Source organism: Brucella anthropi ATCC 49188 (assembly GCF_000017405.1).
In the GTDB taxonomy this organism is placed as follows: Bacteria; Pseudomonadota; Alphaproteobacteria; order Rhizobiales; family Rhizobiaceae; genus Brucella; species Brucella anthropi.
Genome location: NC_009667.1, coordinates 453,846 through 467,437, shown reverse-complemented (window position 1 = coordinate 467,437; position 13,592 = coordinate 453,846). Strand labels below are relative to the sequence as shown.

The window sequence follows — 13,592 nt, the reverse complement described above, 5'->3', positions numbered from 1 at the left end:
TACTCATTCAGATGAGGTTTACGCGAAATCCAGTGCGCGGTCGCCGTCTTCGTCCTTGATGCGCGATGGCAGGCCGATCTGGTTGAGGATGTGGAGGAAAGGCTTTGGATTAAGCTCTTCCACATTGACCATCTTCTTCACATCCCATTCGCCCGAGGCAATCAGGATTGCGGCTGCAACCGGCGGAACGCCTGCGGTGTAGGAAATGCCCTGCGAACCCACTTCGTTATAAGCGTCCTTGTGGTCGGCAACGTTATAGATGAAGACTTCCTTCTCTTTGCCGTCCTTGGTTCCCTTGACGAAATCGCCGATGCAGGTCTTGCCGGTATAGTCTGGTGCCAGCGACGATGGATCAGGCAGCACAGCCTTGACCACCTTGAGCGGCACAACTTCCAGACCTTCGGCAGTCTTGACCGGCTGTTCGGAGAGAAGGCCGAGATTGTTCAACACCGTGAAGACGTTGATGTAGTGATCGCCAAAACCCATCCAGAAACGCACATCTGCGTTCGGGTAGTTCTTGGACAGCGAATGCACTTCATCATGGCCGGTCATATAGGCCTTGCTCGGACCGACGACAGGCAGGTCAAAGGTGTGGCCAACTTCAAACATCTTGTTCGACTGCCACTGACCGCCCTGCCATGAATAGACCGTGCCGGTGAATTCGCGGAAGTTGATTTCCGGGTCGAAATTGGTCGAGAACCAGCGGCCATGCGAACCGGCATTGATGTCAACGATGTCGATGGATTTGACTTCATCGAGATAGTCGTCAGCAGCCAGACGTGCATAGGCATTGACCACGCCCGGATCAAAGCCAATGCCGAGAATGGCGGTGATGCCCTTCTCTTCGCATTCCTTGAGATGCTTCCATTCGTAGTTGCCATACCATGGCGGGGTTTCGCAGATCTTCTTCGGATCTTCATGGATCGCGGTGTCCATGTAAGCCACGCCCGTATCGATACAGGCGCGAAGGACCGACATATTGAGGAAGGCCGAGCCGACATTGATGACGATCTGAACGCCCGTCTTCTGGATCAGAGCCTTGGTGGCTTCAATGTCCAGAGCGTCCAGCGCATGCGCTTCCAGTTTCACCTCGGTCTTGAGGCTCTTCTTTTCATGCACGCTATCGATAATCTTGCGGCATTTCTCAACCGTGCGGGACGCAATATGGATATCGCCCAATATGTCAGAGTTTTGCGCACATTTATGTGCAACAACCTGTGCCACGCCCCCGGCGCCGATAATGAGAACGTTCTTCTTCATTTTCTGTCGATGCTTCCTCTTCCAGCGGTTACCCGCCATCTGTTTCGCGTCCCCGGCGCTCTCAGCCGCGGAACCTGTTTAAGTTTTACGCCGCCGAGTAATACCGCGACGCAGGGTTCAGGAGAGCGAACCCTCGAAATCCGCGTAATCAAATTCGCGGACAATTTTGACCGTGCCGTCGAGTTCACGCACGGCAATGGCTGGCATTTTCACGCCATTAAACCAGTTCTTCTTGACCATCGTATAACCGGCTGCATCTTCAAATGAGAGGCGGTCGCCGATGGAGAGCTCCTTGTCGAAAGTGAACTCGCCAAAAATATCGCCAGCAAGGCAGGATTTGCCGCAAACCATATAGCTGTGCTCGCCATTGTTGGGCGCCATCTTCGCCTTTTCGCGATAGATGAGCAGATCGAGCATATGCGCTTCAATCGAGCTATCGACGATGGCGAGGTTCTTGCCGTTATAAAGCGTGTCAAGAACCGTCACTTCCAGCGTCGTAGTTTTGGTGATCGAAGCTTCGCCCGGCTCCAGATAAACCTGTACGCCAAACTTTTCCGAGAACGCCTTCAGGCGCGCGCAGAAATCATCGACCGGATAATCGTCGCCGGTGAAGTGGATACCGCCGCCAAGGCTGACCCATTCAACGCGGTGCAGAAGCGAGCCGAACTTTTCTTCGATATCGGTCAGCATCTTGTCGAAAAGACCGAAATCGGAATTTTCGCAATTGTTATGGATCATAAAGCCGGTCACGCGGTCCATGACCTTTTCGACCTTCGCAACATCCCATTCGCCAAGACGGCTGAACGGACGCGCCGGGTCAGCCAGATCGAAGGTCGAAGACGAAACGCCTGGGTTCAGACGCAAGCCGCGCTTGATATGCGCTGCCTTGTCGGCAAAACGCTCCAGCTGACCGATCGAATTGAAGATGATCTTGTCGGCATGGCTGATAACTTCGTCGATCTCGTTATCAGCATAGGCCACGCTATAGGCATGGGTTTCACCGCCAAATCTTTCATGGCCAAGACGCACTTCATTGAGCGATGACGACGTGGTGCCGTCCATATATTCGCTCATCAGATCAAACACCGACCACGTGGCAAAGCATTTCAGCGCCAGCAGAGCCTTGGCGCCGGACTTTTCGCGCACATAGGCAACCTTTTCCATGTTGCGCTTCAGCTTGGTCTTGTCGATCAGGTAGTAAGGCGTCTGGATCATGAGAGTTCCGGGTCGTCCAAAGGGGAAATCTGGCCTCGCCAGCAAGGCTGGTTTGCCAAGTTGAGGAAACACACAGGTGGTTTCCCAAATTATTCGAAGGCTTATAGGAAGCTTGTGACAGAAACACAAATCCGCCACAGCATTATCGGGAAAAAATTTCCCCACAAGCTATCGCGGATTACTTCCCGACCTTCAGCAGGTGAGCTTCATATAGAGCTTTCTGCAGGAATTTGAACCCCTTCCCTCTTCTAGAGCGGTTCCGGTTGATAAGAAGTCGTTGGAACCGCTCTATCTGTTTGTTTTTACGCATGTCTCCCGAAACCGGTTCCCGCTTTCGGGAGACATGCGCTACCCCTTGCCCTGCCGTTTTCATTGAAAGTCTTTGCCCGGACAAATGGCTTCTGCCGGCCAATAGGGCTCGCTACAATCCCAGAAGTATCATCAAATTAATTAAACAAGCATTTGCTTGACAAATTACAGCCGCGGGCGTAGCCATTTTCTCCATGTTCGGGGCGACCTCATTCAGACTTTCGCCCGCACGATGACAGTCAAAGGAAAATGAAATGCAGGATCAGAAGCCGACCGCCGGTTGGGGAGACCTGTTCGCAGGCAGAAACGCTATCGTCTCGCTGACGCTTGTCGGCGGTGTCGCGCTTCATGCCATCAACGTGTTCATCGCTACAACCATTCTGCCAACGGTCGTCGCCGACATTGGCGGCATGGACTATTATGCGTGGAACACGGCGCTGTTCGTGACTGCATCCATTCTCGGCTCGGCTCTCGTGCCGCGCCTGCTTTCTCAGGCAGGCCCGCGCAGCGCTTATCTGATTGCGGCGGTAATCTTCGCTGCCGGAACCCTGACCTGTGGTCTGGCTCCATCTATGCCTGTCATGCTGGCGGGGCGAGCCATACAGGGTCTTGGCGGCGGCATGATGCTCGCCCTTTCCTATTCCATGATCCGCATCGTTTTCGACGAAGCATTGTGGCCACGCGCCATTGGCCTCGTTTCCGGTATGTGGGGCGTGGCCACACTTGTCGGCCCTGCCATCGGCGGCGTTTTTGCGGAGCTTGGCATCTGGCGCGCCGCCTTCTGGTCGCTCGCGCCGGTGATTGCTGTGTTCACCATCATGGCTATGACGGTGCTGCCGCGTGAATCCGGCTCCGCCGCCAGCAATGACCAGCTTGCCTGGCCACAGCTCATCCTTTTGACCGCTGCAGTCCTCGCCGTTTCTGCTGGAAGTATTTCATCCGAACTGGCGTTCAATGCCGGAGGTGTCGCGCTTGCCATTATTCTGCTGCTTCTCCTCGCAGCCGTCGAAAAGAAAGCCAGCAGGCGCATTCTGCCGAAAGGCTCGTTCAGCATCCAGAAACTCGGCGCGCTTTATCTGACCCTCGCCTTCCTCAGCGCATCCGTCACCAGTTCCGAAGTCTTCGTACCGCTGTTCTTTCAGGTGCTGCACAACCAGTCACCGCTTGTTGCGGGCTATCTGGCAGCCATCATGGGCGGCAGCTGGACACTTGGATCCATCGGATCGTCAGGGGTTGCCGCCGGGCGTACCGACCGTGTCATTCTGGCCGCCCCCGTCATGGGCGTGGCGGGCATGGTTACGCTGGCCGTTCTCATTCCCGCTGGCAGCGAAGGACATTGGTACGATCTGCTGCCGATCTGTATCGCGCTGGCCGTCATCGGTTTTGGCGTTGGCCTGACATGGCCGCACCTGCTGACCCGCATTTTCAAGCGTGCCGACGCAGAGGATCAGAATCTGGCTTCCGCATCCGTGACCATGGTGCAGCTTTTCACGACCGCCCTTGGCGCAGCACTTGCAGGAATGGTTGCCAATATGGCTGGCCTCACCAATCCCGGCGGCTTTACCGGCACTGCACATGCCGCACTTTGGCTCTTCTCCGGCTTTGCCATTCTGTCTGCACTGGCATTCGTGTCGGCACTCGCTCTGGTCCGCAGCGCGAGACAGCCGCAACCGGCATAGTGCTAAAAAAGGATGGTTAGGCGGTCGGCGCAATAACGTAAGCACAGCGCCGCGCACCGGCCAGAATATGCTCGGTGCGGTTTACAGAAACATCAGGGCCAAGCACGGCCCTGAATACCTGAAGCTCTGATCTGCAGAAGCCCTGACAGGCATCTGCAGCGGCGCAGATAGGACAATGATTTTCGATGAGCAGCCAGGAACCATCGTCCCGCTTTTCGGCATCAGCCATGTAGCCTTCGGCGGAACGAATGTCGGCAAGTTCCTTCACTCGCTGGTCGAGCGACAAATCCTTCAGCCGCGTCTGATATTGACGGCGCGTCTCGGTCTCGCGATGGGCGATCAGCGTGTCCAGCGCATCGTCACCAAGAATGGTACGCACCGAATGAAGAAGCTGAACTGTCAGATCAGCATGCGTATCGGGGAAACGTTTGTTACCGGCTTCGGTCAGATCCCAGAACAACGAAGGGCGGCCAACGCCTTGGGACACGGAATGTGAGGAAACAAGCCCTTCCTCTGCCAGACGCACGAGCTGTTGGCGAACGGCCTCACCTGTGGTTCCCAAATGTTCCCCGATGGTCGCGGCGGTTTGCGCTCCCCGCATCTTGAGCGAGAGCATGATCCTCTCCGCGGGAGAACGTGCTCCCAATTCATCGGTATTTAGAAAGTCATTCCTTGACATATGTGCCATTTTCTATTTAAAGAAGGATTATCTTGTTAAATAGGTGATCAGGCCTGTCGAAGCAAGATAATTCTGAATTTTCAATATTCAAACTCAAACCGGCTTTCGTCAAAGCCAGAGTCCACACCGGGATAGATCCTCAGGATGCTGAACGGTGATTATGCTCAAGCGATCAGGAGTTTTAAAATGAGCTTCACTTTGCCACCACTTCCCTTTGCAACCAACGCACTTGAAGGCGTCGGAATGGGCACGGAAACGCTTGAGCTGCACCACGGCAAGCACCATCAGGCCTATGTGACGGCACTCAACGGTTTCGTGGAGAAAAATGACGCGCTCAAGGGCAAGTCGCTCGAAGAAATCGTCCTCTTCGCCAAGGATAAGGCTGATCTAGCTCCCGTGTTCAACAATGCCGGCCAGCATTGGAACCACGATCTGTTCTGGCAGAACCTGTCGGCAACCGGTGGTCGCCTGCCTGGCGCTCTGGAAAAGAAGATCGTCGAGGATTTCGGTAGCGTCGACCAGTTCAAGGAAGCCTTCAAGGCTGCGGCCGTCGGGCAGTTCGGCTCGGGCTGGGCATGGCTGGTTCTGGCCAATGACGGCAAGCTGAAGGTCACCAAGACGCCAAATGGCTCCAACCCGCTGGCAACAGGCGAAGGCAAGGCACTATTAGGGCTTGATGTCTGGGAGCATAGCTATTATCTCGATTTCCGTAATCGTCGGCCTGACTATGTAACGAATTTCCTCGACAAGCTGGCCAACTACGAATTCGCGGAAGCCACCCTGAAGGCAGCATGACGCGCTTACATTGATTGTGATCAAGGCGTTTTGCCCGCAGCGGATGCAGTCTCCACGGAGCTGCACGACTGCGGGCAAAATGCAGCAATGACCGATAGAAACCGAACCGACCAATCCATTCCATAGGCGCCGTCCTCCCAAGCGGTGCTGGAGCAAGACAGAGACAGTTCCGAAAATGAGCAGCAACTTCAATCAGGAAACCGTCACCGACATCCATCACTGGACCGACACGCTGTTTTCCTTCCGCACGACGCGCGACCCCGGTTTTCGCTTCCAGAGCGGCCAGTTCATCATGATGGGCCTGGAAGTGAACGGCAAGCCGCTCACACGCGCCTATTCGATTGCCTCGAGCCTTTACGAAGACGGTCTGGAATTCTTCTCGATCAAGGTGCCGAACGGTCCATTGACCTCAAAGCTCCAGCACCTGAAGGTGGGTGACCAGATCATCCTGTCCAAGAAGCCGGTCGGCACGCTGCTCTATGACAATCTGAAGCCCGGAAAAAATCTCTGGTTGCTTTCGACCGGCACCGGTCTCGCGCCATTCCTGTCGATCATCCGCGATCTGGAGGCCTATGAACGTTTCGAGAAGATTATTCTCGTTCATGGCGTACGTCAGGTGGCTGAGCTTGCCTATACGGACTTCATCGCCAATGAATTACCGCAGGATGAATTCCTCGGCGAAATGGTGAAGAACCAGCTCATCTACTATCCGACTGTCACACGTGAGCCTTACAAGAATCGTGGCCGTCTGACCGACCTCATTCGTTCGGGTCAGCTCTTTACCGATATTGGTCTGCCGGAATTCAACCACGATGACGACCGCATGATGCTCTGCGGCAGCCCGGAAATGCTGGCCGAAACCAAGCAGATTTTGGAAGAACGCGGCTTCAAGGAAGGCAGCCAGAGCGAAGCCGGACATTACGTCATCGAAAAGGCCTTTGTTGAAAAGTAAGCCCTGCCACAAGCGCTGAAAAATGAATAGAGGGAGGCGTCGGCCTCCCTTTTTCTTTAACTGTACTTATTAAGATCGCACCGCCTGCAGGAAAAACGTCTTCACACCGGCGACCATCTCGGCACGATCCATCATATCCGGGTTGGAGATGATCTCATCGACCGCACCGTGCAGCGCATTGAACAGAAGTACAGCCGTCAAACGCGTATCGGCGATTTTCCATACGCCTGCAGCATTACCGTCGGTCAACAATGCATCGAGCCGGACGATTGCCGGATTTTCCTGCTTCATGCGACGCATGGGCGGGTGAAAATCATGGAACACCATGTCGTGGAGTTTGTAGTTGTCGAGATAACCGGCAATGCCGGTCTCGGCCCATGCAGCCAGTTTTCCCTGCCAGTCGTCGGCGGGAAGTAGACCGAGTTGGCGCTCCAATCGCGCGCAGAACCCATCGACAAATCGCTCCCGCAAGGCAAGCAGGATGTCGTCCTTGCTGCGAAAATGCAGATAGAACGTACCTTTGGCGACGTCCGCCAGACGCACGATTTCATCCACGCTTGTCGCCGCGAAGCCCTTTTCGAGGAAGAGGGCTTCGGCTGCAGCCATCAGCTCGTCGCGACGTATTTCCGCTGGTTTGGTGCGGGGCTTGGGCTTGATGGCAGTGGAAGGCAAATCAATCTCCAAAACTTCAGGTCGCTGCCAATTTATCCCGGATCGCCGCCCTGTCAAAATCAAGCTGATTTGGTCGAATGACCCGATCTTCCAGCCAATGCAGCGCCGCATCGACATTGGAGAATGTGCCCGCGGGGACGCGAAACAGCTTTTCTGCATCCATGCGGCTTGCCTGTTCATAAACAGATTCCGGAACGATGTTCACCATGCCCAGCACCTGTTCGCGAATACGCTGCGCATTCTGCTGCAACCATTGTTTCACTTCCCGTGCCGAACCTTCGGGATGCGCAAGTGCATCCTCGTCCAGAAAACGGCGGATCGTGATGAAGGGCTTTCCCTCGTCAAGCCACCGATTCCAGGCATCAAAGAATTCACGCGTTTCTTCCAAGGTCGATGCGCCCTTCGACAAGGTGACCACGTAAGGCCAATTTTCCGTATGGTGAAGCATCACGCTTCCCTCCTGCTCGATATCCATCAAACTTTCTGCGGCAATGCCGCTTTGAGCCGTGACGGCGATCCGGCAGCCGGCACGCACACAAGCAAGTTGCAGAACCACCGCACGACTCATGACTGACTATCAGTCAGTAATCGTGTGACATAAAAACATGAATTATTCAATCATGTTTTTGCATGTAGGATTCTTGCACGAGTATGGATGCAGTTTACGCCATGAATGAGCGAGACCTAACCCTTAGCGGTGGACTAGGTTTCACAGCGAAACACGTTTGGACATTGCCTATGTGGGAGATATTGCCCCTGTGTCCACACAAGACGTAAAGCCTCATCTATTCAGTTCAAAATCGAGCCCGATATCGAGATTTGGCGCGCTGTGCGTGGTCCAGCCGACCGAAATCAGATCAACCCCGCTGGCAGCAACCGCCGCCACCGTTTCCGGCGTGATGCCGCCCGAGGCTTCGGAAATGGCGCGACCGTCGATAATCGAGACCGCCTCGCGCAATTGCGCAGGCGACATATTGTCGAGCAATACAGCGTCCACACCAATGGCCATCGCCTCCTCGAGCTGTCGCAGCGTATCGACCTCGACCTCGATCTTGACCATGTGACCAGCACCGGCCTTGGCGCGTTCGATAGCCTCGCGCACACCGCCCGCGACTGCAATGTGATTATCCTTGATCAGCACCGCATCATAGAGCGCGAAACGATGGTTCATGCCGCCGCCTGCCCGGACTGCATATTTCTGCAAGGCACGCAGACCGGGCGTCGTCTTGCGGGTGCAGACGATGGAGGCCTTTGTGCCAGCCACAGCCTTGACCAGATTAGTCGTCGCCGTGGCGATGCCGGACAGATGGCCAAGGAAATTCAGCGCCGTCCGTTCTCCTGCGAGTATAGAGCGGGAGGAGCCGGAAACGCGGGCAACATCCGCCCCCTTCTCAAGAGACTGACCGTCGCGCGCCATGCGTTCGAATGTAACATCCGGGTCGACCAGACGAAATGCCATTTCGGCCACGTCCAGCCCGGCGATGACACCCGGCTGACGCAGGCTGAACAGCATGGCCGAGCGGTGATCCTCCGGCACCACCGCATTGCTGGTAATATCACCAGCAAGCCCCAGATCTTCCAGAAGTGCGGCGCGCACCAGCGGTTCGACGACGAGCGGAGACAAGCGCGGCAGGTTCATGAGGCTATCCTGGAGATTCGGTTTGTTTCAACTATTTCACGAGCAAGCGCGAACGCCGTCTTGAATGTGTGGAAGCGGCGTTTGGCCACCGCATCTTTGTGCGGATGGTCCGTCCGGGTATGGCCACCGCGTGACTCGCATCGTTCAAATGCTGCAACCGCAACAGCAAGCGCCACGGCTGCGGCATCGTCGGTCTCCGCGAGAGGGAGAAGGGTCGTGATTGCAAAACGCACACCTTCTTCATCGCGCAGCAGGCCAAGATGGCTGGAAACGATGCGCCGCACCGGTTCGGGATCGGCACTCTGTGGCAGGCTGAACGGCACGGGATGCCGCGCGTCGACGGCGTCTTCATTTGAGAGGGCGCGGGCGGCGCGCAGCCCCATGGCGGCAGCTTCAAGCAGCGAATTGCTGGCCAGCCGGTTGGCGCCGTGCAGGCCGGTGCAGGCCGCTTCGCCCACAGCCCACAGACCCGGCAGACTGCTGCGCCCGTCGGCGTCGGTCCTGATCCCGCCCATATGGTAATGCGTGGCCGGTCTGACCGGGATCAGATCACCGGACGGATCAATGCCATGCTGTTTGCAAAGCGCATCGATACCGGGAAACCGGGTTGCAAAACGCGCACCGAGAGCCGCGCGCGCATCCAGATAGACCTTGCGCCCTTGTGCAATCTCGCTGCCGATAGCGCGTGCGACCACATCACGGGGCGCAAGTTCGCGACCCGGAATATCGGCCATGAAGCGTTCACCGCGATCATTGACCAGATGCGCACCCTCCCCGCGCACCGCTTCGCTGACCAGTGGCAGACGCGGCGCAGACACGCCAAGCGCGGTCGGGTGGAACTGCACGAATTCCATATCGGCAAGCACAGCGCCAGCGCGGCCTGCCAGAGCGGCACCTTGGCCGAGATTACCGAGCGGCGTGGTTGTTGCGTTATAAAGTCCGCCGATCCCGCCCGTCGCCAGCACCACGGCGGTTGCTGCAACCGGTCCGAGATTTTCAAGACAGGCACCGACGACACGACCATCCTGCTTGATCAAACGCAGGGCGCGGGTGTTTTCCAGAACAGTGATCGAAGGCGTTGCCAGAACCTTTGCGGTTAAAGCGCGCATGATGCCCGCCCCCGTCGAGTCGCCATCCACATGCACAATCCGATGACGGCTATGGGCAGCTTCCAGACCGAGTGAAAATACCCCGTCCGCCTTGCGGTCGAAGTGCACGCCATGCGCTTCCAGCGCGGCAATGACTTCCGCGCCTGCCGCCACGATCTCCGCAGCCACGCCCCGGTCACACAGGCCGTCGCCAGCCGCAATCGTATCGGCCAGATGCAGCGCTGCGCTGTCATCAGCACCAACACTTGCAGCAATACCGCCTTGCGCCAGCATGCTGGAACCGGACAGGCCGAGGCTTCCCGCTGTCACCAGCAACACCGGCTGCGGAGATAGCGTCAGCGCCGTCATCAGACCGGCAAGACCGCTGCCAATGACGAGGACCGGGGTCGTAGTCATACCGCCAGCATCCGCTCGACGGCGCGGCGGGCAGGCTCCATCAGTGCTGCCTCGACTGTCACTTCGTGGCGATTGTTTTCCAGCGCATCGCGAATATTGGCAAGCGTGATCCGCTTCATATGCGGGCAGAGATTGCACGGGCGGATGAACTCGACATCGGGGTGATCGACAGCGACATTGTCGCTCATCGAGCATTCGGTCAAAAGCACGACACGCTGCGGCTTTTTCTCGCCGACATAATCCGACATGACCGCCGTGGACCCGGCGAAATCGGCAGCTTCCACCACGTCCGGCGGGCATTCGGGATGGGCCAGAACCACCACACCGGGGTGGCTCTCGCGCAATTCGCGAATATCGTCAGGGGTGAAGCGTTCATGCACCTCGCAATGGCCATGCCAAGCGAGAATTTCGACATCGGTTTCGCGCGCCACATTCTGCGCCAGAAACTCGTCGGGGATCATCAGCACGCGCGGCACGCCGAGCGACTCCACCACCTTTTTGGCATTGCCGGAGGTGCAGCAAATATCGGATGCCGCCTTAACGGCAGCGGATGTATTGACATAGGTGATGATCGGCACGCCGGGATGCGCTTCGCGCAGCAATGCCACATCTTCCGGCGTGATGCTGTCGGCCAGTGAACAGCCCGCAGCCATATCCGGGATCAGCACTGTCTTGTCTGGATTGAGCAGCTTGGCCGTCTCGGCCATGAAATGCACACCCGCCAGCACGATCACATCGGCATCGACCTCCGCAGCCTTGCGCGCCAGCGCCAGACTGTCGCCGACAATATCGGCCACGCAGTGGAAGATTTCCGGTGTCTGGTAATTATGCGCAAGGATAACCGCATTGCGCTTTTTCTTCAGTTCGAGGATCGCCGCAACGTCGTCCTCGAAGCCCAGCCACTCCGCCTTCGGCAGGACTTTGGCCACGCGATCATAGAGTTGCGAGACGGAAACATGATCGTTCATGGGTGATCTCCCGAGTGCATCCATTATACTCAACTTGAGTATTTCATGTTTGCGAAGTTATACTCGATTCGAGCATATTGTCAATCGCGAGAGATTGGCAGCTTGGCACCAGCCAGATGGCGCTCGGAAAGGGCGCGTTCCTCGACAATCGAGTAGCGGAAACGGAACAGTTTTGCCGGGCGACCGCCGGTTTCGCTGTCGCTTTCGCCGGTTTCCTCGACGAGATCCTGCTGTTCGATCAGGCGGCGGAAATTCTGCTTGTGCAGGCGCAAGCCGGCCAACGCCTCGACGGTGCGTTGCAACTGCAGCAGGGTGAAACTGTCGGGCATCAACTCGAACACCACCGGGCGGTATTTGATCTTGGCACGCAGCCGCGCAATTGCCGTGGCAAGGATACGGCGATGATCGGCAAACATGGAGCGGCCGTTCTCGTCTTCCTTCATTCCGGCCTCGGCCACCAGACCAGCCTCGAACAGCAGCTCATAACGTTGCAGCACGAGGTCTTCGTTCCAGCGCCCGCTCCACTCTCCGCTCTCAAAGCCGAAGGTGAAAGCGATGCGCCGCATGCGCTGCGCTGTCAGCTCCGGCGTTTCAGCCCGATAGGCCCAGACAAGCAGCGCATTGTTGAGATGCTCCATGATAGCCGGTTCGCCCTGACGGTGATCTTCCCACGGCAGATAATCATACCAGCCGCGCCAGCCCGCCTGCCCCGCCGCCGCATCGCTTTCCCGCACAAGACCGAGATAGCTGATCGAGATGATGCGCTCACCCTGCGCATGGCGGTCACGGTCGGCAAAAGTATAAAGCTGCTCCAGATAACCGACCGGATGTGCGGTTTCCGACTGCACCCAGGCGCGCAGACCCGATTGCAGAGAACGATGCTCGCTTTCGAACGGACCCGACGGTAAAGCTTGTCCCTGCCGCACAGTCATGACGCGCGGCTGTTCGCTGGTCACAGCCGTCAGCACGGCAATCAGTTCGGTATGGGCAATATCGTCGGTCACGGCAACTCCGGAAAACAGTTCCGACATTGAACGCGATTGACGAATAAATACAAGGCGCTACCGCCATACGGCACAGGTTTTGCTATTCAGCCCTTGGGTTTCGCGCCGAAAACATGCTCCGGCCCCGGAAATGCACGCGCCTGCACCTCTTCGGCATAGGCTTTGGCTGCATCGGAAATCTGCGGCGCCAATTGCGCAAAACGCTTCACGAAACGCGGCGTGAAATCCTGAAACAGCCCCAGCATGTCGTCTGAAACCAGTATTTGTCCATCACAGGCAGCCGAAGCCCCAATGCCGACCGTCGGAATGGCGAGCGATGCGGTGATCTCGCGCGCCAGCGGTTCCACGGTGCCTTCAATAACCAGCGCGAAAGCACCGGCATCGGCAATGGCCTGTGCATCGCGGCGAATCCGGTCGGCTTCCTCGTCGCCGCGTCCGAGCGAGCGGAAGCCGCCGACCGTGTTAACCTGTTGTGGCATCAGCCCGACATGACCGAATACCGGAATGCCCCGCTTGACGAGGAATGCGACCGTTTCGGCCATTTCCTCGCCGCCTTCGAGCTTGACGCCGTCGCAGCCGGTTTCCTGCATCACACGAGCCGCATTGCGGAACGCCTGTTCCTTTGATTCCTGATAGGAACCGAACGGCATGTCGACGATGACGCAGGCCGTCTCGGCCCCGCGCATCACCGCCTGCCCATGGACGATCATCATGTCGAGCGTCACCGCCAGCGTCGAATCCATGCCGTAAAGCACCATGCCGAGAGAGTCGCCGACAAGCAGCAGATCGCAATGCGGATCGAGCAGACGCGCAATCGGCGTTGTATAGGCGGTGAGGCTGACAATCGGGCGCTCGCCCTTGAGGGCCGAAATGGCCTTCGGCGTCAGTCGCTTCTGTTTAACGGATGCGCTCATC

The 13,592-nt window shown here is 57.2% G+C and carries 13 protein-coding genes; 3 read left to right on the top strand and 10 right to left on the bottom strand.

What is annotated here, in order from left to right; all coding sequences use genetic code 11:
* Nucleotides 1-18: 18 nt before the first annotated feature.
* Entirely contained in the window at nucleotides 19-1,260 is a 1,242-nt protein-coding gene (locus tag OANT_RS02300) for a saccharopine dehydrogenase family protein (RefSeq protein ID WP_010658261.1), read from the bottom strand.
* A gap of 117 nt (nucleotides 1,261-1,377) precedes the next feature.
* Nucleotides 1,378-2,475 carry a carboxynorspermidine decarboxylase gene (nspC, locus tag OANT_RS02295; protein WP_041544939.1) on the bottom strand — a complete coding sequence of 366 codons (1,098 nt, stop codon included), beginning with the start codon at nucleotides 2,473-2,475 and terminating at the stop codon, nucleotides 1,378-1,380.
* A 563-nt stretch (nucleotides 2,476-3,038) separates the two neighbouring features.
* On the opposite strand from nspC, the gene OANT_RS02285 reads away from it, so the two are divergent.
* A complete protein-coding gene (locus tag OANT_RS02285; RefSeq protein ID WP_012090728.1) occupies nucleotides 3,039-4,463 on the top strand; it encodes an MFS transporter in 1,425 nt (474 codons plus the stop codon).
* Between the two features lie 16 nt (nucleotides 4,464-4,479).
* Here OANT_RS02285 and OANT_RS02280 read toward each other — a convergent pair whose 3' ends face one another.
* Nucleotides 4,480-5,079: a helix-turn-helix transcriptional regulator gene (locus OANT_RS02280; RefSeq protein WP_012090727.1), complete on the bottom strand. Its 600-nt coding sequence runs from the start codon at nucleotides 5,077-5,079 to the stop codon at nucleotides 4,480-4,482.
* Between the two features lie 249 nt (nucleotides 5,080-5,328).
* Here OANT_RS02280 and OANT_RS02275 point away from each other — a divergent pair, with 249 nt between their 5' ends.
* Together OANT_RS02275 and OANT_RS02270 are read left to right on the top strand one after the other, a co-directional pair.
* Nucleotides 5,329-5,937: a superoxide dismutase gene (locus OANT_RS02275; RefSeq protein WP_029925699.1), complete on the top strand. Its 609-nt coding sequence runs from the start codon at nucleotides 5,329-5,331 to the stop codon at nucleotides 5,935-5,937.
* 175 nt (nucleotides 5,938-6,112) lie between these two features.
* Entirely contained in the window at nucleotides 6,113-6,889 is a 777-nt protein-coding gene (locus tag OANT_RS02270; protein WP_012090725.1) for a ferredoxin--NADP reductase, read from the top strand.
* Between the two features lie 69 nt (nucleotides 6,890-6,958).
* Here OANT_RS02270 and OANT_RS02265 read toward each other — a convergent pair whose 3' ends face one another.
* The 7 genes from OANT_RS02265 to panB all read right to left on the bottom strand — a co-directional run bounded on the left by OANT_RS02265 (nucleotide 6,959) and on the right by panB (nucleotide 13,591).
* Nucleotides 6,959-7,561, bottom strand: a complete 603-nt coding sequence (locus OANT_RS02265) for a TetR/AcrR family transcriptional regulator (RefSeq protein ID WP_041544933.1) — start codon at nucleotides 7,559-7,561, stop codon at nucleotides 6,959-6,961.
* A gap of 16 nt (nucleotides 7,562-7,577) precedes the next feature.
* On the bottom strand, nucleotides 7,578-8,129 hold the full coding sequence (locus OANT_RS02260; protein WP_231771318.1) for a hypothetical protein: 552 nt from the start codon (nucleotides 8,127-8,129) through the stop codon (nucleotides 7,578-7,580).
* A 213-nt stretch (nucleotides 8,130-8,342) separates the two neighbouring features.
* The gene (nadC, locus tag OANT_RS02255) at nucleotides 8,343-9,200 is read right to left on the bottom strand and encodes a carboxylating nicotinate-nucleotide diphosphorylase (RefSeq protein ID WP_012090723.1); all 858 of its coding nucleotides are present in this window, start codon (nucleotides 9,198-9,200) and stop codon (nucleotides 8,343-8,345) included.
* Entirely contained in the window at nucleotides 9,197-10,705 is a 1,509-nt protein-coding gene (locus OANT_RS02250) for an L-aspartate oxidase (RefSeq protein ID WP_012090722.1), read from the bottom strand. The genes nadC and OANT_RS02250 overlap by 4 nt, the downstream gene beginning before the upstream one ends.
* Complete coding sequence (gene nadA, locus OANT_RS02245) at nucleotides 10,702-11,673, bottom strand: quinolinate synthase NadA (protein ID WP_012090721.1); 972 nt, start codon at nucleotides 11,671-11,673, stop codon at nucleotides 10,702-10,704. The genes OANT_RS02250 and nadA overlap by 4 nt, the downstream gene beginning before the upstream one ends.
* 80 nt (nucleotides 11,674-11,753) lie before the next feature.
* Nucleotides 11,754-12,704, bottom strand: coding sequence for an NUDIX hydrolase (locus OANT_RS02240; RefSeq protein WP_012090720.1), 951 nt, complete (start codon nucleotides 12,702-12,704; stop codon nucleotides 11,754-11,756).
* Nucleotides 12,705-12,763: 59 nt separating this feature from the next.
* Nucleotides 12,764-13,591 carry a 3-methyl-2-oxobutanoate hydroxymethyltransferase gene (panB, locus tag OANT_RS02235; RefSeq protein WP_041544931.1) on the bottom strand — a complete coding sequence of 276 codons (828 nt, stop codon included), beginning with the start codon at nucleotides 13,589-13,591 and terminating at the stop codon, nucleotides 12,764-12,766.
* Between the last annotated feature and the right edge of the window lies 1 nt (nucleotide 13,592).

Bases quoted from the DNA above. Each gene is read 5' to 3' on its own strand.
- OANT_RS02300 (WP_010658261.1), bottom strand. From the start codon at position 1,260: ATGAAGAAGAACGTTCTCATTATCGGCGCCGGGGGCGTGGCACAGGTT.
- nspC (WP_041544939.1), bottom strand. From the start codon at position 2,475: ATGATCCAGACGCCTTACTACCTGATCGACAAGACCAAGCTGAAGCGC.
- OANT_RS02285 (WP_012090728.1), top strand. From the start codon at position 3,039: ATGCAGGATCAGAAGCCGACCGCCGGTTGGGGAGACCTGTTCGCAGGC.
- OANT_RS02280 (WP_012090727.1), bottom strand. From the start codon at position 5,079: ATGCTCTCGCTCAAGATGCGGGGAGCGCAAACCGCCGCGACCATCGGG.
- OANT_RS02275 (WP_029925699.1), top strand. From the start codon at position 5,329: ATGAGCTTCACTTTGCCACCACTTCCCTTTGCAACCAACGCACTTGAA.
- OANT_RS02270 (WP_012090725.1), top strand. From the start codon at position 6,113: ATGAGCAGCAACTTCAATCAGGAAACCGTCACCGACATCCATCACTGG.
- OANT_RS02260 (WP_231771318.1), bottom strand. From the start codon at position 8,129: ATGAGTCGTGCGGTGGTTCTGCAACTTGCTTGTGTGCGTGCCGGCTGC.
- nadC (WP_012090723.1), bottom strand. From the start codon at position 9,200: ATGAACCTGCCGCGCTTGTCTCCGCTCGTCGTCGAACCGCTGGTGCGC.
- OANT_RS02250 (WP_012090722.1), bottom strand. From the start codon at position 10,705: ATGACTACGACCCCGGTCCTCGTCATTGGCAGCGGTCTTGCCGGTCTG.
- nadA (WP_012090721.1), bottom strand. From the start codon at position 11,673: ATGAACGATCATGTTTCCGTCTCGCAACTCTATGATCGCGTGGCCAAA.
- OANT_RS02240 (WP_012090720.1), bottom strand. From the start codon at position 12,704: ATGTCGGAACTGTTTTCCGGAGTTGCCGTGACCGACGATATTGCCCAT.
- panB (WP_041544931.1), bottom strand. From the start codon at position 13,591: ATGAGCGCATCCGTTAAACAGAAGCGACTGACGCCGAAGGCCATTTCG.